Below are 19,360 nucleotides of genomic sequence, written 5' to 3' on the forward strand. Positions count from 1 at the left end.
TAAGATAAGCGTTAGCGCTTATCAGAATTAATATAATTAGGATTCGCAAGCTTTATTTTAGAATTTGTCGGGGTTCATCTATTATTCGTTGCAGAGATCAGAACTTATAATATCAAAACTGGAAATCTGAAACTCTAAATAGTTGCCCTTTAGGATAAGATTTTTCTAACACCTTTCAATCTTTAGCGGCAATCGATGAAATAATTATTAGATTTTGCAGATGATTATTCCAGGATCTTGACGTTAAGATGCAGATCTTTTATTTTCACTATTTGTGCCCTGCTGATTAAAGAAATACCATCCGTGATCAAATCAGGATTTACAGCTTTCATTTTATCTGTAAAAACGTTTTTTAAAATTAACTCATCAAAAACTGCATATTCCAGATCGCCCTTCGTTACACTGCTATAGCCCCCTATATTACCTAGGTATATGATTGATTCGCCATCAGTAAGGTAATTACTTTCTGGAATTTGCCTTAACTTATCCATTTTCAGCTTTGAAGTTTCAACAGGCATTCCGTTAAAATAAAGTTTGTTTTTATATTGCATAAACCCGTCTAAAGCATACGTTTTGATATACTTTTCTTCAAAAACCTCATTTTTCTTAGTTTCTGGATTGTAAAATAGTACCTGCTCTATTTCCACTTTCTTTTTGTCTGTCAATAGATAATTTTTATTGTCAGTTTTGACAAAGAGCCCTGGGAAAGTATTTGGGTTATACTTATTGAAGACTACGGCCTTACCTTCTCTTTGGAAATATAGAGAAGGGGAGAGTATCTTCTGAAGATTAGTGTTGGAGTAAAGGCTGGGATACCAAATACCATAATAGCCTTTTTCGTTACGTCCACTATCATCATAGCCGTAATTTAAATCACTATATATCGATTTTCCATCCGTAATAAATGATTCTGAATCATTAATTTTAATTTCGATTATTTTACGCTGATCTATATCTAGCTTCTTAATGGAGTTATCGTCAATTGCGAAAATCTGGTTGTTGTAAGAGAAGTATTTTTTAGAGATCACTGGCACTACATTGCTTCCATCCATGAGCTTCTCCGATTGATCTACATGGTCGTCATAATAGCCTTTTGAATTAATTTTAGAATGTTCACCAAAGAAATACAGCCCGTTTTTATCATAAAAATAATTTGCTGCAATATGTTTCAAAGATGGCTCATCAACTGGTATGGCTACCGGAGCGAGCGCATAGGATTTGATATCAAGGAAATACAGCTTTCCATTTGTTTTGGATTTATAAACAAAATCATTAACAGCAGTGAAATTTGAAATGTCAACTTTAACAGTCTTAATTCGTTCAGATGTATAATAAATATTTTTGTCATCTCGACAGAGGAAGTAAAACTCATCACGTAGAATGATTTTTAGCTTGTCTAAATCAAATTTGAAAGGGAAGTATTCTTTAAAAAAAATGGCGTTCCCAATGGCTAGGAGGGTTGTCTTATCATAATCAATTTTTGGATCTTTCTCAAAAGTGAAACCATCCCAATTTGCACCACCAATCATTTTATAAGCCCGCACCTCTTTTAGTTTGGGCATGATCATGTAACCTCCGATCACGAACTGATTCACGGTATCTGTTGTGAGCTGGTTATTCTGATGATTTGATTTTGCTTCTTGTCCGTTGCAAGAAGCCAAGACGATTACTAAGTTCATTAATGTGATAAGCTTTATTATTTTCATGTCTTTTTGCGTTGATTGATTTAAGAACGAATAGCCTAGGTAGGCTAATATAATATCTGATCGAGATAGACTTTGTAATCAGATATTTAAGGATGTTAGGCCACTAGGCCTGATACGCTTAGGTTTGGATAACGATTGCCTAACTTTTTAAGGAAATCATTGCCAATAATAATTTCTTCAAGGTTTTTTTGTACGTTCAATGAAAAAGTACTTAAACCTGTGTTAGGAAAGCTGAACAACAATGCAGAAAACAGGATAAGCTCTATCAGGTTTTCGTCAGTAGCCAACGAAATTCTAAAAGCTTTAACTTGATCTCCTTTTTGCCTGGCATATGCTTTTATTGTTCCTTCAAGCGGAATTTCGGTAATTGACGAGACCAGCAAACGAGCAGGTTTGAAAACAAAATAGCTGGAGATTTCTCCATCAGTATCTGTATCAAACAGGTGTAAATCATCTCCGCTTAAAACCAGATATTTCGGGGTTTGAACGGAATGAAATCTGACTGTTCCTAACATTGCCATTCCCTTTAAGCTATCTTTCAGGCTATCTTTAATAGAATCTTTCGTTGTATAATTTAGACCGGCATAATTAAAGGCATCAATCATTTTGCCTTCCATCTGTTCACTGATAGAGGAGAGCTCTCCATTTAAAAAGCTGTTTTTATAAATGGCGGCTTTATTCATTTCTGCGCTAAAATTTGTGTTGAGAAACATCTCTGCTTGCTTCTTCTTTTTTATCTGCATAAAATAGAAAAAGCCTCCGTATATGGCCACCATGGCAACGAGAAGGATAATAAGTGTGGTGCTCATGTCTTTTAGTTTAATAGGTATATGTAGATTAACTAAATAAAAATACACCTTGATGCTACGAGAATAAGACGTTGTTATTATCCGTGGACCTTTATTTTATATTCGTTCCATTCTGTTGAATATTTGAAAATGAGAGTGGGAGAGTTTGTTTTTACATTTTTTGGGGAGTACGTAAAAAACTGTAATATCTAATGTCGGTTGTCGCAGTTAATGGCAATATTATCAGAGGCTTTGTTTAATACAATAATGCTTGGGCAACCAAAAGAATGGTGCTCGAAACCGAAAATAACAGCTGGTTTATTTTTAAACAGGTAACCTGCCCATTGATTTTCTTCTTTATTTCCAGCCACAAAATTTAGAGGAGCTATTGATGATCTCCTTCACAATGGCAGGTGAATTATAATTCGCTTGGCCATGTAATGAATTCGATGATAACCAATTGTTATTAGTTTTAAAAATCTTTTCCCAAACTACCGCTAGAATGAGCGATCAATTTAGCAGATTTGGGAAAAGAATAGATGTCGATTAATAATTGAATTGTTCAATTTGGCTTGCGCCCCAAATTTTTATTAACCAGTAATTTTTAAAGATTGGATCAAACCATCTTTTATATCCAGGTGATATGCCAAAACAATAGGACTTCCGGGGAAGTTGCCAGAAACTTCAGTTTTTAATATTTGATCGGCATTTAGATATTCAATGGGTTTCATTGTCGCTTGATAATCCTTATTGGCTTTTTCTATCCAATTTTCTATTTCTTTTCTTCCATTGTGCGTTTTGTCCTCGTCAAAAACTACGGCTGTTTCATTAAAACAATTGGCATAAGCTATGCTATCAAAATTGTTTTGCGCTGTTACTAAATCGGTGATTACTTTTGGTAAGTTCATATTTTTGTTCTTTTAGATTATCAAATTGTGGGTACTGTTCCTCCGTCGATTACAAAATTGGTTCCTGTTAAATAATTAGCTCTTGGCGAAACCAAAAAGCCAACTAATTCCGCTATTTCTTCTGATTCTGCAGGTCTGCCAAACGGTATCCCACCCAAGGCATCCATAACACCTTGTTGAGCTTCTTCTACGCTGCTGTTTGCGTTTCTTGCAATTTCACCCAGCCATGCTTTCGATGCTGTAGTATTGATCCATCCTGGCGATACAGTGAGTACTCGAACTCCTTTTGGCGTCACTTCGTTTGATAAGCTTTTACTGTAATTTATCAATGCTGCTTTTGAAGCTGCGTAAGGCAACGTAGAATCGTATAATGGTAGTTTGCCTTGTATAGAGGCGATATGAATTATGACCCCACTTTTTTGTTCAATCATTTGTGGTAAAAATCCTCTGTCTAATCGTACAGGAGCAAGTAAGTTAGCTTGTAGCGTCGATTCCCAATCTTCATCTTTTAAAGCAGCAAAACCACCAGCAGGCGTTATTGAAGAACCAAGGTTATTGACTAAAATATCAAGCCTACCATAAGTAGAAAGTACTTCGTTGACTACTTTTTGTGAATCTTCTGCCTTGCTTAAATCGGAAGAAATGAAATGCAGATTGTTATTTTCTTTCTCAGGCGCATTTCGTGCTGTAATAATAACGGTTGCGCCAGCTTGTAAAAGCCTCTCCGCTATCGCTTTTCCAGCTCCTTTTGTGCCTCCTGTTACCAAGGCAATTTTGCCAGATAGTTCATTGCTAAAATTAAATTGATCCATTGTATAATTATTTATGGGCAAAATTGGTGTATACAAAAGGTTTGAACAAGTACGGAATATCGAATTGCATTGGGTTAAATTTTTCCCCTATTGTACAATTTGGAACATTGAACTAAGTTTGCTTTATGAAAGACAGAAAAATTCCATTGAACCTAAATTGTGGCCTTGATTTAATTGGTGAGGTGCTTTATGGCAAGTGGAAAATTCGTTTGTTGTGGTTTATTGAACAAGGACATAAACGTCCCAGTGAATTGCAAAGGAAAATACCAGAGGCTTCACGCAGGGTTCTAAATATTCAGTTAAAAGAATTGGAAGAACACGAATTAATTTCAAAAGTTATTTACCCTGTTGTTCCTCCAAAAGTTGAATACAGTTTAACAGATTTTGGAAAAACCTTAATTCCTGTAATTTCTGCTTTGGGTAACTGGGGAGACGAAAATGAAGAACGATTGCGGAATATCATTTTAAAAGTAGAGAATCAATGATTTGCCAATTTGATCATGGAGTATATTGTTAATGGCACATCACGTCGGCTTTTCAATTCTGGCGGGTTCAGGTGTAGCTGTTTAAGTTATCTTCAAAATTTTAAATAGTTTTTGAAAAACCCTATTAGCAGTTTGGTCTTTGTATATTATTTGTTAGAAAATGGAACGGATATTAGGTACATCCAACAACTTCTCGGACATAATAGTTTAAATACGACGCAATTTATACCCACATAACCGATGTTGCAAACCAAAGGGTTCAAAGCCCACTTGATTTTTTTTACAAAAATTATTGCATAAAAAAAGCATCCTTTGATCAGAAGGATGCTTTAAATGCCTTTGAGAAAACTCGCTAAAAACTATTTTGCTAAACCAGCTAAAACAGCATTGTTTTTAGCTAATTGATCGTTTTTAGGTTGAGCAGAGCGACTTCCTAACTCAATGTTAGTTGCTCTTTTTAAAAATGCTACCTCTTGGTGAGCTGTATTTTTATTCCTTCTGTCTTTTCTTTTTAATCTCGTAACTGCCATGGTAATAACCTTTTAATTATTTTATTTGTACAAATGGAGGTCGAGAGCGGATTCGAACCGCTGTAGAAGGTTTTGCAGACCTCTGCCTAGCCACTCGGCCACTCGACCTTGAAATTCAAGGTTGCAAAAATAGCAATTATTAATTAGTGCGCAAATAATATCTTAATTATTATCAGTCTAATTTTTAACCCGCACTAATTCAGCGCAAAAAATTGCTGCACTTACTGCTACATTTAAAGATTCGGCTGCTCCAATTCGCGGTATGGTTACTGGCTTATTTATTTTACTAATCACCTCACTGGAAATTCCTTTCCCTTCATTGCCTAACACAATTAAGCCTTCGTTGCCCCAATTGGTTTTGTAAATAGATTCGCCATCCAGCAACGCACCAAAAACTGGCAAATTATTGTATTCTAAAAATAATGGAAGGTTTTCGTAATAAATTTCAACCCGGGCCAGCGAGCCCATCGTGGCTTGTACAGTTTTAGGATTATAAGCCTCTACTGTATCTTCAGAACAGATAATCTTATCAAAACCGAACCAATCTGCAGTTCTAATAATGGTACCCATATTGCCTGGGTCTTGAACGCCATCTAACACCAATGTAAATTGATTTTGCAACGATTTTGGATTTACTTTTCGGTCTTTCGGCATATGTAAAATCGCCAAAAAACCTTGTGGCGTTTGCAAAGTACTAATCTTACCTAATTCAACGTTGTTTACTTCAAATAAGTTTATATTTGCAGGCAATTTGGGTAACAAATTGGATTGTTCGCTGTTGTAAAATATGCTGTGGATTTGGTAGCTCGAATGGATAAATTCTTGAATTGATTTTATGCCTTCAACCAAAAATAAACCGTGCTCTTTACGATATTTTTTTTGATGCAATGACTTTATAAAACTAATTTGAGACTTTGAAAGCATACCAATACTTGATAAATATAAAACTGAAAAGCACTGCAATATTACTATTTATTATTGTTTTAATTCAGAGCTGTTCTTCTACAAAGTATATTCCCGATTATCAATCAATTGTGAAAAAGGTTACAATTGATAGTGTAGATGCGCAATTTGAGGAGCAAGCTTATAATTATGTTCAAAAAGATATTCGTCCGCCATCGGCTTTTAGCATAAACGTACCCCTATACAATTTGTTCAATACTAAAGATGGCCGTTATAAAACCAATAACATTAAACCCTTTGGTACGCCTCCGGCAATTTTGGATAGTGCACTGGTAGAAATATCAAGAAATCAGATTCAGAAATTTTTAACGGGTAAAGGTTATTTCGATGCAAAGGTTGCCGCTGAAATTAAAGTAGAAAACAAGAAAGCAGAAATCGACTTCAAGGCAAACCAGGGTAAGGCATCGTATGTAGCAAAACTGAGCGACTCCATCTTTAGTAAATCAGTTAAGGATGTTTATGATCGAAATAAATCGAGTTTTACGCGTTTACATTCAGGTATGCGCTATGATGTAGATTCGTTAACGTATGAGCGTGAACAAATTTACCGGGTGATGAAAGAAAATGGTTACTTTTATTTCTTACGTCCTTATGTAAATTTTGATGTGATCGAAACCGAACAGCCACAAAAAGTAAATTTGCGTTTAAATATTACCAACCCAGCCACGGGGCCGCACAAACAATACAAAATCGGCACAACCTATATGATTATCGCTCCCAGTCCGGATGGTTTTCCAGATTCGTTGCGTAATTACGTAAACAGAGATACTACTGGCGGTGTTTCATTTACCGATTTGTCCAAAAGATATAGAAGAAACCCTATTCTTCGCTATGATTTCTTAAAACAGGGCGAACTCTACGACATCCGAAATGAAAATTTAACCTATGATCGCTTGTACGAACTGAATATTTTCAAAAATGTTAAAATTGATTATTTCAATCGCGATAGCACGGGCAATAAAATAAATCCAATTATCATGGTTACGCCCCAAAAGGTGATGAGCAATAGGATAGAGGGCGAAGTACCTTTTAATGGTGGTACGGTGGGCATTAATATCAGTAATACTTATACCAACAACAATTTATTTAGAGGCGCAGAGCGATTTGAGTTCCAAGTAAAAGGCGGATTACAATCTCGGATAGGAAATGGATCATCTCCATTTAGAGATATTTATCAACGCGATTTTTCTGTTAGTGCAAGCATTACCGTTCCACGCTTAATTATTCCATTTTACAACCCGGTATTGGGGGGAAATGGTATGCCGCATACTACATTTTCTTCCAGTTACATTTATGCCCTGCAGAAAGATGTCTCTGTAAGGAATATTTTTATTAACTCGATCACCTACGATTGGTTTGAAACGAAATCAAAACTACATTCCTTTACGCCTTTAAATTTCGAATATCGTTTTGGTAATTTAAGCGATAGTTTGGATGTAAATGAAGTTGCAAATAACCTTTATTATGCAACGTTGTTAAGACGTCAGGATTTAACTTTAGGGATGAAGTACAGTTATACCTTAAATGCAGATAAGTTAAACCAATTGCGAACATTCTTTTATCTAAGGGCAAACATTGATATTGCTGGAAACCTTTTGCAAGGCATTTCCAGGCTTGGTGGATCGGATAGCGATCCGGCCAATGATAACCCTGCGCGTATCCTCGGTTTGCCTTTTAACCAATACGTTAGGCCAGAGGTAGATCTAAGATGGTATAAACATCTGGGAGGCGAAAGGCAGTTTATTGCTCGCCTAAACACTGGAATAGCCTACTCTTACGGAAATTCTATTTTAACAGGTATTCCATTTGAGAAACAGTTTTTTGCTGGTGGATCTAGTGGTTTAAGGGCTTGGCAGGCTAGAACGGTTGGGCCTGGTAATTACAACAGAGAAGTCATTGGCTCAGAGACTTTAAGAAAGGCGTTGTTTGGCTTAGATCAATTGGGAACAATGCGCCTTGAAACCAATTTTGAGTATCGTTTTACACTGGCAAGAAAGTTTTTTGGGGCAACCTTAAGAGGAGCAGCATTTTTAGATGCTGGTAATATCTGGAATGTTCGTTTAGGGGAATCAATCAGTCAGCAGGTTACCGAATTAGATGAACTAACCGTTTTTAAATTGAGTAGACTGGCTAAACAATTGGCTATCGGTACTGGTTTTGGTTTGCGTTACGATGTACAGTATTTTGTTTTCAGGTTTGATGTAGGTTTGAAATTAAAAGATCCACAATTTGGGAGTGGCGATCAATGGGTAATCGGCAAAATGTTTTCGGGATCAAAAGCGTTTAAAGAACAATATAACTTAACGCATGCTCCAGATACCTATCGATTTGTTCAGTATAATTTTGGTATCGGTATGCCTTTTTAATCAACCAAAAAGTGTTAGTGGTTTCGGTTTTTCTGATGGAGATTTAAATGGGATTTCTTTAAAGGCCTGCCATCTTTTGCCATCATGTTTATAAACTGAAAACGCTGAAACTAAAAATTTCCTTTTAAACTTACGATCCTTAAACTCAGTAATAAGTTCCCGGTAAACGTCTGACTTTAGGTCTCTAAATGCTAATGTTACGTGTGGATTAAATTTCGGCCTATTTTTTTCGATTAATTTCATCGGCTTAGGTTCTTCATCTATTTGTTTCTTCAAATTCATAATGCCTTGATTCTGTTCTGCATCAATGTAAAATGTATGTTCTGGAAAGGAATTGAAATTCAATAAAATCTGATCAAACGACTCGGAATAGGCGGCATTATTTAGTGCGCTGAAAAAATTTTCCTCTTGCGAAAGTGAGGTTATCTTCACCGGATCATATAAAGTAAGGTGTACAGGGCGTTTAAGAGATTCGAAAACGTTAAACTTTTCAGATATAAAATTTCTTAAATCATCAATATCATCCATAATGTCTTTTGGAGGGATTAAACATACCAAAAACAAATTTTCCATATCTAAAATTACTAAAATAATTAGTAAAAACAATGTTGAAGTGAAAATAAATTTCGTTTAAAGGCGAATAAAATTTAGTTTGATGAGTCATCCCTCAAACAAAGCATTTGTTTCAACAAACATCCCGAAGCTATCATTGTTAAGCATTTATTTAAAAACAACTGTCATTTAATTAATAAATCAGATATAAACAAAAGCTAAAGATGAAACTACCGATTAAACTACTAATTATCGCAACAGCGATTTCATTCTCTGCATGTAAAGGCGGGGATAAAAAAGATGGAAATGCTAAAACCGAATATGCCGAGGCCAGTAATGATGAGGCCAATCAAATAGTAGAATATAACAACGTTTTAGTTGCTTACACAGATAAAAACAATACTTATTTGAAAAGCATGGAGAGCAATGTGCAGCGCATTGCCAGAGGACTGGAACAACCTAATAATCAATATGCGTTTATAGGTATTATAACACCTTTTTCGGTTCCGCATTTTAGCAAATCAACCATGAAACCTGAAACGCCACCAAAAGTTTTAAGCGGTGAAGATCAGAAGTTTTTTAAGGATAATGTATTGGCACTGAATGAATCATTTGAAAAAATGAAAAATACGTATAAATCGCTTGATGAATATATTAAAGCAGAAGATTTCAAAGATGATAAAGGTGTAAAAGGCAAAGCGCTTGTTGATTCTATTTATGCAATGAGTAAAACTTATTACAAATATGATGATCAGTTATTAACGAAATTAGAAATAATTGGTGATGATGCAGAACGAATTATTTTGAAAACGCATCCCCTTAAAGAATATATTTTTGCGATGAAAGACGACCGTAAAGCGGTAGCTGATTTTAATAAACTAATTTTGGAATCGAAAAATTATAAAGCTGATGAAGGTAAGATAAAGACTGCCTACACCGCATTGGAAGCACAAAACAAAAAACATACAGAAATGGATGCTCCAAATGCAGCTAAGTATCCAGGTAAGGATGATTCTTTCAGGCGTTTTAACGAAAGCTTTAAAGAGTTTTTAATAGAAACCAAAAAGGTGATGAGGGATGCTGCAACATCTGGTAAAATAACAGAAAATGATACAGAAAATTTAATTAGGAAGCACGAATATATGCGCACCAGTTACAACAGTTTTGTTGACTAGTAGGAGTGCCTGAAAATGAAAAAAACCGATAGCGAGGGCCATCGGTTTTTTGTATTATATCGATAATTGGTTACTCGAAATATTCTTTCATTCTTTCGAAGAAACTTTTATCGTTTTTACCGGGTTGCGGCTTGAAATTTGGAGATTCACGTAACTTCTCAAGTGCACTGCGTTCATCGCTACTTAAAGCTTTAGGCGTCCAAATGTTGATGTGAATAATTTCGTCGCCTCTGTGGTAAGAGTTTACTTCTGGTAAACCTTTTCCTTTTAAGCGTAATAATTTTCCGCTCTGCGTTCCAGGTTCGATTTTAATTTTCGCTTTTCCATCAATTGTTGGTACCTCAAGGCTCATGCCCAAAGCAGCATCAACAAAACTTAAATGCAAATCGTAAACTATATTATTGCCTTCGCGTTTTAAAGTTTCGTGAGGAATTTCTTCAATTAAGATAATCAAGTCTCCTGGAATACCGCCGTTTGGTGCTGCATTACCTTTGCCACTCATGCTTAACTGCATGCCTTCGCTCACACCAGCAGGAATGTTAATGGTGATGGTTTCTTCGCCACGTACAACGCCATCGCCATGGCAAACATTACATTTTGCCGTAATTTGTTGACCGCTACCATTACAAGTAGGGCAAGTAGAAGCGGTTTGCATCTGGCCCAAAATGGTATTGGTTACCCTACGCACTTGTCCACTACCTCCACAGGTACCGCAAGTACTTACCGATGATTTATCTTTTGCACCAGAACCATCGCAAGTTTTACAAACGATTAATTTGTTAACCTTGATTTTTTTCTCCGCACCATGAGCAATCTCTTCAAGCGTTAACTTAACTTTAATACGCAGGTTAGTGCCTTTAGCCACCCTGCGACCGCCACGTTGCTGGCCACCGCCACCACCGCCGAAAAAGCTTTCGAAAGGATTATGACCACCAAAAACATCTCCAAAATTACTGAAGATGTCATCCATGTTCATTCCGCCACCACCGTAACCACCGCCACTGGCACCACCAACACCCGCATGCCCGAATTGATCGTAGCGTTGCTTTTTTTCTGGGCTACTTAACACTTCGTAAGCTTCGGCTGCTTCTTTAAACTTATCTTCAGCCGCTTTATCGCCAGGGTTTTTATCTGGGTGATACTTAATGGCCATCTTGCGATAGGCTTTCTTTATCTCGTCGGCAGCCGAACTTTTGCTAACGCCTAATACGTCGTAATAATCTCTTTTACTCATCTTCTTTTTAAAATGATTGAATTTTGAATGATCGAGTGATAGAATGTATAATCATTCAATCCTTCACACATTCTAACATTCAATAATTAATTTACGCTCCAACTACAACTTTAGCGAAGCGAATTACATTATCATTTAATGTATAACCTCTTTCAACTTCATCAATCACTTTTCCCTTTAAATCTTCGGTAGGTGCAGGGATATTGGTAATTGCCTCATGAAAATCTGTATCAAACGGCTGATTGATGCTTTCAACATCTTTTAAACCTTTTTGTGACAGTGTATTTTTCAATTTAGTGCTCACTAATAGAATTCCTTCTTTAACTGGCGCAACATCAGCAGCAGTTTCCATGGCTTTTAACGCCCGATCAAAATCATCCAAAACAGGTAATAATGATACAATTACATCTTTACCTGCAGTTTGTAGTAACTCAACGCGTTCTTTTTGAGTACGGCGTTTGTAATTATCAAACTCGGCATATAAACGCAAGTACTTATCGTTAAGTTGTTGAACCTCAGCCTGCAATTTTTCTTCTACAGATAATTCTGGCGCTTGTTCAGTTTCTTTTATAGTGGCATCAGTATTTTCTGCGTTTTCAGCAGTATTTTCTGATGAATTTTCAGGATTCATTATATTTTCTTCTTTATCGTTATTTTTCTTCTTATTAAACATAATACTAGGCTGAATTTTTTTGTATTAATCTCAACTATTTTGCCATAAACGTAAATCAGCCAAGCTGTCAGATTTATGTTGTTTTATCTGAACAGATTGACAGCGGATTTATGATTGATAAATTTTGCTTTACGGTTTTGGCAGAAAGAAGCGTTCGAAATTTAGCGTTGCGATTTCAGATTTCGCAGCACGAAATCTAAAATCGTAAATTTAAATTCTTAAATGATTAGGCTATTTGTGCGCCTTCAAGCACCACTCCATTTTCGCATTTAATAATACGGGATGGAAAAGTGCGGATGATATGGTAATCGTGGGTAGCCATTAAAACCGCAGTTCCGGCCTGGCTTATTTGCTTTAAAAGTGTTACAATTTCTTCTGAAGTTTCTGGGTCTAAATTTCCAGTCGGCTCATCGGCCAAAATAATTTCCGGGTCGTTAAGTAAAGCCCTTGCAATAACAATCCGCTGCTGCTCGCCTCCGGAAATTTCGTGTGGCATTTTCTTGATCTTCGAACGTAAACCCACTTTATCTAAAACATCTTTGATGCGCTCGTCAATAAGTTTTTGATCATTCCAACCTGTGGCTTTTAAAACAAACTCCAGGTTTTTTTCTATGGTTCTATCTGTTAACAACTGGAAATCCTGAAAAACTACGCCTAATTTTCTGCGTAAAAACGGCACCTGGCTTTCTTTTAAATTTTTTAAATCGAAACCTGCAATATTTCCCTCACCATTTCCAATGTGTAAATCGCCATATAAAATTTTCAGTAAGCTACTTTTACCCGAACCTGTTTGACCGATTAAGAAAATAAATTCATCATTTTCGATGTGTAAATTTACGTTTGAGAGTACTAAGTGTTTCTGTTGAAAAACATCAACATTGCTTAAATGAATTACTGCGTGTCCTGCCATTTTATATTTCTAATTTAGCAATCTGCCCAAAAGGCAAATCTTTAACCATTTCCATAATGTACTCTTGTTTATCGCCCAAACCCAGTTTCTCCAAAGATTTATCTGGCCGATCTACCCTAAAGTAAGCCAGTAAGGTAAACTTATCATCTCGTAATTGTACGTAATCTGGAATTTTGGCGATGCCTTTAACTTTAACGATATACATTGTGCTCAAAAATAGCATTTCAATTTAGAAAAACCTTCAAAAATTGATCTAAATTGTAGTTCTGTCATCGCTAAAATCCAATTAAAGAATATTTCTAATATCGTTTCTAACTCTCAGCATATCTGGATAATTATTCTTACATTCTTGCACACCATCAGCATATTTATCCTTTATAAACTCATTATAATCTTTGCAGTTTTTAAAAATATTAAACTCTTTATTTTTAAAATCCCACAAAATCCCTTTGCCTGAAATCATGCCTTGGGCAGCAATGCCACCAACGGCTCCACCCACACCATAAGCAAAACCTTGAGCCCAAGCATTGGCTAAATTTGCTTCTGTATACAAATAATTATTTCCAGCGTAAAGTACCCCAACAAAGGCATTTGGGTTGCTATTTGTTTGGGCTCGATCGGTTTTATTTCTATTTAAAAGAATAGATTGAACATTGAAAAACAAATAGCCACGGTAACAAATTGCAAAAACATTTTTAATTTTTTTATCATTGGCGGCAGTGTAAAAAAAAGTATTTTGATTTAATACAATAGAATCTTTTTTCTTACCAGGCAAATTTTTAGGAACAACTTGGCTAGTATCACTTGGTATTTTATTTTCAAAATCCTGTTTTGTTTTGTAAACTCCGGTTGGATAATCCGAAACATATAAATCGGTGTTTGTTAAAATTTGTTGCTTGCTTGACTGTGCTAAGGACGAGTATGCGTTTGCAATTGCGAAGAAAAGAAATAGGAACTTTTTCATTTTTAGAAATCGATTTTTTTTAGGGCGTTTTTAAAGTTTAATGCAGAATTACATTTTTTATAAAATTAGCATTTCAAAACTATCAGCGAAAGTAAAAACAGTTTTTATCTAATCAAGTTTATCCATCCAGAATAGGTTTCAAAATCTTCATTAAAATAATGGTGTACCAATAAACTGCAGACGGAAGATCTCTTCCATTCAATTTTCCATCTAAAGGTTTATAAATTCCATTGCTTTGATAAACAGGTTGTCCATTTCTATTCACAACCCTAACAATAGGATTTGGAAATGCCAAGGCTGCGGGTATATTCCAAGTATCATCTACTGAATCGCCATTTGGCGAAAGGAGTTGGGAATTACAATTTTTGGATACACTTTTATAAAAACTTTATCGGTAATGGTGTTGCAGCCTGAATTAGAAATGGCATGCAGGGTGTAAGTTATATCTTCTGTGGGTTGGGCAATTGGGTTTGATTTTGATGGATCATCCAAGAAATCGTTCGGTGACCAATAATAGGTAAAATCATTCCCAATAATTTTGCCATTTAGCGTAATGGCTTGTCCCAATATGATTTTTTGATCTAAGCCGGCATCAACAACGGCATTTTTATTTACGTTGACAGTTATTTCAGCGGTTTCTGAACATGCACCATTTGATACCTTCACAGTGTAAATTTTGGTTTCAGTTGGAGATGCAGTTGGATTTGAAGAATTTGGATCTGATAATCCTACTGCTGGTGCCCATTGATAAATTGTTCCACCTGATGCTGACAGTGCAACAGAAGTACCTTCGCAAATGGTTGTCTGCTTAAAATTGGTAGCCAAAACTGGCGGTTCTAAAATGGATACGGTGGTAGCGGCAGTTGTGGAGCAGCCATTTGTGGCAACTGTAACCGTATATTCTCCAGCCATTTCCTTTGTGGCACTTATAATACTCGGGCTTTTTTCTGTTGATGAGAAATTTGGTCCCACCCAACTGTACGATGTTCCGCCGGAAGCATTTAAATGAATGGTTTGCCCGATACAAATTTGGGCCAAATTTTCTGCAACTGCTATTGGAAACGCCGTAACATTAATAGTAAATGGTGTGGTTGCAACCCTGCAAGTTGCTAAGCCAATGTTTTCTGCCGTAATTAAACGATATTGGTAACTACCAGCCACTGCATAAATATAGCTAACCAAATATTCTTTACCTACCTGTTCAGCAATATCATTCCAACCATTACCGTTATTGGCTTGCCATTGGTATTTTGGTTCTGGTAAACATCATGTAAAATTGTTGCTTTTAATAAATAATTAGCGCTTTGGCCCTCACATAAGTTGGTGCTAATATTATCAGTATCATTTATTGTTTGTGTGATGATGGGACCACAGGCTCGGAAAGTAATGTCATTCTATGTCAAATCATTTGCTGTTCCCCTAGGATTTTCATTCGTCATTTTTTAAGTTATTACACCCAAGTTTGTTGGCGTAGTAAAAGTTAATGGATATCTAACGCAATTTGTCGAACTCCCTCAAGTATATCTGGCGTAATAAATGTGCCAATTATTACCCCATTATTAGTAAATTTAACTCTAGGCTTTATTCCGGTATTTCGAAGAATATTAATTATCCATGAAGAGAATTCATAAGTTGTGCCCGGACATAAGCCTGTAACAGTTGATTGGTAAAAAATGCCTGGACTGTTGGAGGCATTAACCACCATCATATATCCATTTGGATCATTCGGGGTATGATTAACAATATTCTGCACCCAACCTGGATTTAACCTGAAATTGTTTTTGCAAAAGTGTAAGAGCCATCGTTTGGGGAACCAGCTATGTAATTGGTAATTCCATTATTTAGGGGAGGCCCGAAAGTACTTGCTCCAGAACCATAATCAACATTTACGATAGGATCTCCCAAGGCTCCACTGCAAGAATTTTTTGCTTAATCAATTAAGGCTATTCAAAAATTCGACTGTATTTACATTATCTGCATAATCCCAAAGTTTTGGGTGCTGACTTTCACCAAATGCAAATGTTGTAGTCTTTAAATCTGATTTGCTAATGATACATTGAATGTTCTCTGCTTTCTGGTTAAGTTTTATTTCAACTTCAGCCAAGTTTTCATATTCTTCATAAAAAATAACGGCCAAAGGCGATGCCAAACTTTCGTCCTCTTTTAATAATAGGAATCCATTATCGTAATGTTTGGCTGCATTTACCAAATAGATTGATTTATTGTAATCGTAGTTATTATTGTATTTAAAATGATTAATAATAGGTTGAAAGCTTTCAATTCCTTCATAAAACTTGGCAATATCGTATCCTTTAGGGATATAAATTTTTGAAACATTTCTACAGCCTAAACCAAAGTAGTCGAAAATATCATTTCCCAGATTTTCGATATCTTCCTTTGTCTCAGTTCCGTTAATCACAGCAACGCTATTTCTGTTTTTTCTGATGATGTTTGGCACCTTGCCAAAATAATAATCAAAATATCGAGATGAATTATTACTTCCAGTGGCGATAACTGCATCGAAATCTTTTAATCGTTCTACATATTCAATTTTACTTGCCAATGCAGGTTCAATGTTTAGCAACTCAGCAATTACTGCTTTAATTAATTTGTCATCTGATGAAGAAAGCTTTATCATGGCAATATTTCCAGAAGCAATTACACTCAAAACATCATGAAAACCAACCATAGGAATGTTGCCTGCCAGGATTAAACCAATCTTTTTCGGTGAAGAACTGAAGCTGATCGTTTTGAACCACTGTTCAACATCAGCTTCATTTAACATCTCTGCAAATGAGGATAAAGACTTTTTTATATTTTCTGCGGTAAACCAGGCATTGCTGTTTTCTGCAGTATAAATTGCATTTCCTAGTATGTCAGTAGGGTTTGTAAGCTTTATTCCTAATTTTTTGAAGGCAATTATTACTTTTTCTTTAGTTAAACCTGACATATTTAGAATTATTATTAAATGATTAAGTGCTATATTTGCATCGCAAAGGTAAACTAAGCAAAAGAATTAGACGAAAACATGGCAATTAAAATAACAGATGAATGTATAAATTGTGGGGCATGCGAACCAGAATGTCCTAATAACGCAATTTACGATGCCGGTACTGCATGGCGTTTTTCTGATGGTACAAATCTAAATGGTATCATCGACTTTGGTAATCAACAAATCGAAGCTGATTCTTCGCAAGAAGCTGTTTCTGATGAAGTTTATTACATTGTATCTGATAAATGTACGGAGTGTAAAGGCTTTCATGATGAGCCACAATGTGCTGCGGTTTGTCCGGTAGATTGTTGCGTAGATGATGAGGATATTCGCGAAACGGAAGAAGAGTTACTTGCGAAAAAAGCCTGGCTACACCAGGAGAATTAAGATTGTGACTATACGATTTTAAATTTCCACAAATTTAAAGTTTAAGATGAATATAAATCCCGATGAAATTCGGGATTTTTTTTGCCAATAATTATTGAATAGCTTGATAAACAAGCGATTTAAATTGCTCGCTCAGCTTGCCGTGAGAAAGTGGCCATTGTTGAACATAAATTTGAGCAACAACTTTCTTTTTTGGATCCACCCAAAAATTTGAGCCAAAAAAACCTCCCCAGCCATACGAACCAACGCTTTGGCCGAGTTTTTTACTTCCTTTGTCAGAGATGACTTCGAAACCCAAGCCAAAATAGTTATCGCCGAACGGAATAGAGCCAATTTGGTTTGTGGTCATCAAATCTACACTTCGTTTAGACAATATTCTTTTTCCATTTAATTCACCATTATTTAACAGCATTTGGAGAAATAAACCGTAATCTGTTGAAGTAGAAACCAAACCGGCACCGCCAGCAAAATAGCCGTTATTATTGATTGGATAATTAACGGTTGCACCTGGAAACGCACCATCTACCCAGGGTTTTACAGTTTTTGTAGTTTTATCTTCGGTGTAAACCGTTGCTAATCGATCTTGTTTTTCTTTGGGCAACGCAAAGTAGGTATCGTTCATTTCCAAAGGGCGGAAGATTCGTTCTCTAAAAAATTGATCCAGACTTAAACCTGAAGTTACTTCTACCAATCTCCCTAAAACATCCATAGCCAGACTGTATTGCCACTTTTCGCCAGGCTGCAAAGCGAGCGGCAACTTTCCTAATTTATTGATCTCGGTTTCCAAGAGTTTCTTATGGATAACAAAGCCAGCTTCAATACCAGCTTTAGCATATATGGCGTTCATCTCTGGCGATCCTATTTGCGCATATCCTAAACCTGAAGTGTGTGTAAGTAAATCCCTAATGGTGATTTCGCGTTTGGCTGGTACGGTGGTATAGCTACCATCTTTTTTATTGTACTTATCCAGCACTTTCGGATTTTTAAAAGCCGGAATAAATTTAGAAATGGGATCATCTAGTGTAAATTTTCCTTCGTCAAAAACCATCATCACCGCTACACAGGTCATGGCCTTGGTTTGTGAGGCAATTCTCAAAATATCATCTGTTTTAAACGGACGATTCAGTTGGTTTCCATAAGCCTTGTTATACACTGTTTTTCCATCAACAGCAATGTTTGCAGTGATGCCTTTAATCCATCCGCTATCAAGGTATTGTTTGAAGAGACTATCAATTTTAAAAAGTTCTTTTGACGATATCGGACTTTTAACCTCATTTAGTTGTGCATACGAACTATTGAACGTAAGCAACAGTAAAAATAATGGTATGTATAAGAATTTTTTCATGAGAAGGTATTTTCCTGCTAAATGTCGCATTTATTAGGGATAATCAACACCGGACAAGCAGATTTTCTAGCCACATGCTCAGCAACACTTCCCATTAAAAAATGATACAAGCCAGTTCTTCCGTAGGTTCCTATTACAATTAAATCAGATCCCCACTCGTCAGATTGTTGAATAATGCCGTGAGCCGCAGTATCTACCACACTCAAATAAGTTGTTTTTATCCCGTTACCGAATTTAGTTTCCATCTCTTTCAGCAAGATATGGCTGTTTTCTTCGCTGTTATCGTAAGTTTCTAAAAAAACAGGTGCTAAGGTTAAATCGGGGTTTACATTGGCAGGGATCGGTTCAATAATGTTTACCAATGCAACCTCAGCATCAAACTTTTCAGCCATGTCATATCCAGCTTTTGCAGCTTTTTCCGAACAAGTGCTATTATCGACAGCAATTAATATCTTTTTAAAATTCATCACTAGCAGATTTAAATGTGAACATCATAAAAATAACAAATTTGAATTCAAAATGTTAGCATTGATTGTAAATTGTTAGTTTTACGTCCAATTCAATGAGCAA

The 19,360-nt window shown here is 36.0% G+C and carries 21 protein-coding genes and 1 tRNA gene; 4 read left to right on the forward strand and 18 right to left on the reverse strand.

The features are described 5' to 3' along the window. Positions 1 to 224 precede the first annotated feature (224 nt). The 4 genes from AC3ITD_RS02455 to AC3ITD_RS02470 all read right to left on the reverse strand — a co-directional run bounded on the left by AC3ITD_RS02455 (position 225) and on the right by AC3ITD_RS02470 (position 4,214). Positions 225 to 1,706, reverse strand: coding sequence for a hypothetical protein (locus AC3ITD_RS02455; RefSeq protein WP_489363679.1), 1,482 nt, complete (start codon positions 1,704 to 1,706; stop codon positions 225 to 227). Between the two features lie 95 nt (positions 1,707 to 1,801). Beyond that, positions 1,802 to 2,515, reverse strand: coding sequence for a hypothetical protein (locus tag AC3ITD_RS02460; protein ID WP_489363681.1), 714 nt, complete (start codon positions 2,513 to 2,515; stop codon positions 1,802 to 1,804). A 569-nt stretch (positions 2,516 to 3,084) separates the two neighbouring features. After that, complete coding sequence (locus AC3ITD_RS02465) at positions 3,085 to 3,402, reverse strand: nuclear transport factor 2 family protein (protein ID WP_489363683.1); 318 nt, start codon at positions 3,400 to 3,402, stop codon at positions 3,085 to 3,087. A 20-nt stretch (positions 3,403 to 3,422) separates the two neighbouring features. Continuing rightward, complete coding sequence (locus tag AC3ITD_RS02470) at positions 3,423 to 4,214, reverse strand: SDR family oxidoreductase (protein ID WP_489363685.1); 792 nt, start codon at positions 4,212 to 4,214, stop codon at positions 3,423 to 3,425. A gap of 125 nt (positions 4,215 to 4,339) precedes the next feature. Here AC3ITD_RS02470 and AC3ITD_RS02475 point away from each other — a divergent pair, with 125 nt between their 5' ends. Beyond that, positions 4,340 to 4,699, forward strand: a complete 360-nt coding sequence (locus tag AC3ITD_RS02475) for a winged helix-turn-helix transcriptional regulator (protein WP_265797923.1) — start codon at positions 4,340 to 4,342, stop codon at positions 4,697 to 4,699. A 359-nt stretch (positions 4,700 to 5,058) separates the two neighbouring features. On the opposite strand, the gene AC3ITD_RS02480 is transcribed toward AC3ITD_RS02475, so the two are convergent. The 3 genes from AC3ITD_RS02480 to AC3ITD_RS02490 form a co-directional block, all read right to left on the reverse strand. Further along, complete coding sequence (locus AC3ITD_RS02480; RefSeq protein ID WP_010602219.1) at positions 5,059 to 5,229, reverse strand: hypothetical protein; 171 nt, start codon at positions 5,227 to 5,229, stop codon at positions 5,059 to 5,061. A 34-nt stretch (positions 5,230 to 5,263) separates the two neighbouring features. After that, positions 5,264 to 5,337: transfer RNA gene (locus tag AC3ITD_RS02485), tRNA-Cys, on the reverse strand. A gap of 69 nt (positions 5,338 to 5,406) precedes the next feature. After that, on the reverse strand, positions 5,407 to 6,153 hold the full coding sequence (locus AC3ITD_RS02490; protein ID WP_489363688.1) for a TrmH family RNA methyltransferase: 747 nt from the start codon (positions 6,151 to 6,153) through the stop codon (positions 5,407 to 5,409). An 8-nt stretch (positions 6,154 to 6,161) separates the two neighbouring features. Between AC3ITD_RS02490 and tamL the strand changes: the two genes are divergently transcribed. Continuing rightward, entirely contained in the window at positions 6,162 to 8,558 is a 2,397-nt protein-coding gene (gene tamL, locus AC3ITD_RS02495) for a translocation and assembly module lipoprotein TamL (RefSeq protein ID WP_489363690.1), read from the forward strand. Here the strand turns inward: tamL and AC3ITD_RS02500 are convergent, their stop codons facing one another. Then, entirely contained in the window at positions 8,559 to 9,131 is a 573-nt protein-coding gene (locus AC3ITD_RS02500; protein WP_489363692.1) for a 2'-5' RNA ligase family protein, read from the reverse strand. A gap of 203 nt (positions 9,132 to 9,334) precedes the next feature. Between AC3ITD_RS02500 and AC3ITD_RS02505 the strand changes: the two genes are divergently transcribed. Then, on the forward strand, positions 9,335 to 10,285 hold the full coding sequence (locus tag AC3ITD_RS02505) for a DUF3829 domain-containing protein (protein ID WP_489363694.1): 951 nt from the start codon (positions 9,335 to 9,337) through the stop codon (positions 10,283 to 10,285). A gap of 70 nt (positions 10,286 to 10,355) precedes the next feature. Here the strand turns inward: AC3ITD_RS02505 and dnaJ are convergent, their stop codons facing one another. From dnaJ to AC3ITD_RS02545, 8 genes are all read right to left on the reverse strand, one after another. Continuing rightward, positions 10,356 to 11,519, reverse strand: coding sequence for a molecular chaperone DnaJ (gene dnaJ / locus AC3ITD_RS02510; RefSeq protein WP_489363696.1), 1,164 nt, complete (start codon positions 11,517 to 11,519; stop codon positions 10,356 to 10,358). A gap of 91 nt (positions 11,520 to 11,610) precedes the next feature. Next, entirely contained in the window at positions 11,611 to 12,192 is a 582-nt protein-coding gene (locus tag AC3ITD_RS02515) for a nucleotide exchange factor GrpE (protein WP_489363698.1), read from the reverse strand. 226 nt (positions 12,193 to 12,418) lie between these two features. Beyond that, the gene (locus tag AC3ITD_RS02520) at positions 12,419 to 13,102 is read right to left on the reverse strand and encodes a cell division ATP-binding protein FtsE (protein ID WP_489363700.1); all 684 of its coding nucleotides are present in this window, start codon (positions 13,100 to 13,102) and stop codon (positions 12,419 to 12,421) included. 1 nt (position 13,103) lies between these two features. Beyond that, complete coding sequence (locus tag AC3ITD_RS02525; RefSeq protein ID WP_057932355.1) at positions 13,104 to 13,307, reverse strand: hypothetical protein; 204 nt, start codon at positions 13,305 to 13,307, stop codon at positions 13,104 to 13,106. An 81-nt stretch (positions 13,308 to 13,388) separates the two neighbouring features. Then, entirely contained in the window at positions 13,389 to 13,877 is a 489-nt protein-coding gene (locus tag AC3ITD_RS02530) for a hypothetical protein (RefSeq protein WP_489363703.1), read from the reverse strand. A 307-nt stretch (positions 13,878 to 14,184) separates the two neighbouring features. After that, on the reverse strand, positions 14,185 to 14,361 hold the full coding sequence (locus tag AC3ITD_RS02535) for a T9SS type B sorting domain-containing protein (protein ID WP_489363705.1): 177 nt from the start codon (positions 14,359 to 14,361) through the stop codon (positions 14,185 to 14,187). Positions 14,362 to 14,387: 26 nt separating this feature from the next. Next, entirely contained in the window at positions 14,388 to 15,248 is an 861-nt protein-coding gene (locus tag AC3ITD_RS02540) for a hypothetical protein (RefSeq protein WP_489363707.1), read from the reverse strand. A 751-nt stretch (positions 15,249 to 15,999) separates the two neighbouring features. Beyond that, complete coding sequence (locus AC3ITD_RS02545; RefSeq protein WP_489363709.1) at positions 16,000 to 17,016, reverse strand: acyl-CoA reductase; 1,017 nt, start codon at positions 17,014 to 17,016, stop codon at positions 16,000 to 16,002. A gap of 78 nt (positions 17,017 to 17,094) precedes the next feature. On the opposite strand from AC3ITD_RS02545, the gene AC3ITD_RS02550 reads away from it, so the two are divergent. Then, the gene (locus tag AC3ITD_RS02550) at positions 17,095 to 17,445 is read left to right on the forward strand and encodes a 4Fe-4S dicluster domain-containing protein (protein ID WP_056849573.1); all 351 of its coding nucleotides are present in this window, start codon (positions 17,095 to 17,097) and stop codon (positions 17,443 to 17,445) included. A 91-nt stretch (positions 17,446 to 17,536) separates the two neighbouring features. Here AC3ITD_RS02550 and AC3ITD_RS02555 read toward each other — a convergent pair whose 3' ends face one another. Then, positions 17,537 to 18,790: a serine hydrolase domain-containing protein gene (locus tag AC3ITD_RS02555; RefSeq protein WP_489363712.1), complete on the reverse strand. Its 1,254-nt coding sequence runs from the start codon at positions 18,788 to 18,790 to the stop codon at positions 17,537 to 17,539. A gap of 17 nt (positions 18,791 to 18,807) precedes the next feature. Beyond that, the gene (locus AC3ITD_RS02560) at positions 18,808 to 19,257 is read right to left on the reverse strand and encodes a universal stress protein (RefSeq protein WP_489363714.1); all 450 of its coding nucleotides are present in this window, start codon (positions 19,255 to 19,257) and stop codon (positions 18,808 to 18,810) included. Between the last annotated feature and the right edge of the window lie 103 nt (positions 19,258 to 19,360).

It is taken from the genome of Pedobacter sp. KH_004 (assembly GCF_057840755.1).

Coding starts and splice junctions, on each gene's coding strand:
- AC3ITD_RS02525 (WP_057932355.1), bottom strand. CDS start 13,307: ATGTATATCGTTAAAGTTAAAGGCATCGCCAAAATTCCAGATTACGTA.
- AC3ITD_RS02460 (WP_489363681.1), bottom strand. CDS start 2,515: ATGAGCACCACACTTATTATCCTTCTCGTTGCCATGGTGGCCATATAC.
- dnaJ (WP_489363696.1), bottom strand. CDS start 11,519: ATGAGTAAAAGAGATTATTACGACGTATTAGGCGTTAGCAAAAGTTCG.
- AC3ITD_RS02560 (WP_489363714.1), bottom strand. CDS start 19,257: ATGAATTTTAAAAAGATATTAATTGCTGTCGATAATAGCACTTGTTCG.
- AC3ITD_RS02475 (WP_265797923.1), top strand. CDS start 4,340: ATGAAAGACAGAAAAATTCCATTGAACCTAAATTGTGGCCTTGATTTA.
- AC3ITD_RS02555 (WP_489363712.1), bottom strand. CDS start 18,790: ATGAAAAAATTCTTATACATACCATTATTTTTACTGTTGCTTACGTTC.
- AC3ITD_RS02515 (WP_489363698.1), bottom strand. CDS start 12,192: ATGTTTAATAAGAAGAAAAATAACGATAAAGAAGAAAATATAATGAAT.
- AC3ITD_RS02455 (WP_489363679.1), bottom strand. CDS start 1,706: ATGAAAATAATAAAGCTTATCACATTAATGAACTTAGTAATCGTCTTG.
- AC3ITD_RS02500 (WP_489363692.1), bottom strand. CDS start 9,131: ATGGAAAATTTGTTTTTGGTATGTTTAATCCCTCCAAAAGACATTATG.
- AC3ITD_RS02520 (WP_489363700.1), bottom strand. CDS start 13,102: ATGGCAGGACACGCAGTAATTCATTTAAGCAATGTTGATGTTTTTCAA.
- AC3ITD_RS02545 (WP_489363709.1), bottom strand. CDS start 17,016: ATGTCAGGTTTAACTAAAGAAAAAGTAATAATTGCCTTCAAAAAATTA.
- AC3ITD_RS02490 (WP_489363688.1), bottom strand. CDS start 6,153: ATGCTTTCAAAGTCTCAAATTAGTTTTATAAAGTCATTGCATCAAAAA.
- AC3ITD_RS02505 (WP_489363694.1), top strand. CDS start 9,335: ATGAAACTACCGATTAAACTACTAATTATCGCAACAGCGATTTCATTC.
- AC3ITD_RS02465 (WP_489363683.1), bottom strand. CDS start 3,402: ATGAACTTACCAAAAGTAATCACCGATTTAGTAACAGCGCAAAACAAT.
- AC3ITD_RS02470 (WP_489363685.1), bottom strand. CDS start 4,214: ATGGATCAATTTAATTTTAGCAATGAACTATCTGGCAAAATTGCCTTG.
- AC3ITD_RS02550 (WP_056849573.1), top strand. CDS start 17,095: ATGGCAATTAAAATAACAGATGAATGTATAAATTGTGGGGCATGCGAA.
- AC3ITD_RS02480 (WP_010602219.1), bottom strand. CDS start 5,229: ATGGCAGTTACGAGATTAAAAAGAAAAGACAGAAGGAATAAAAATACA.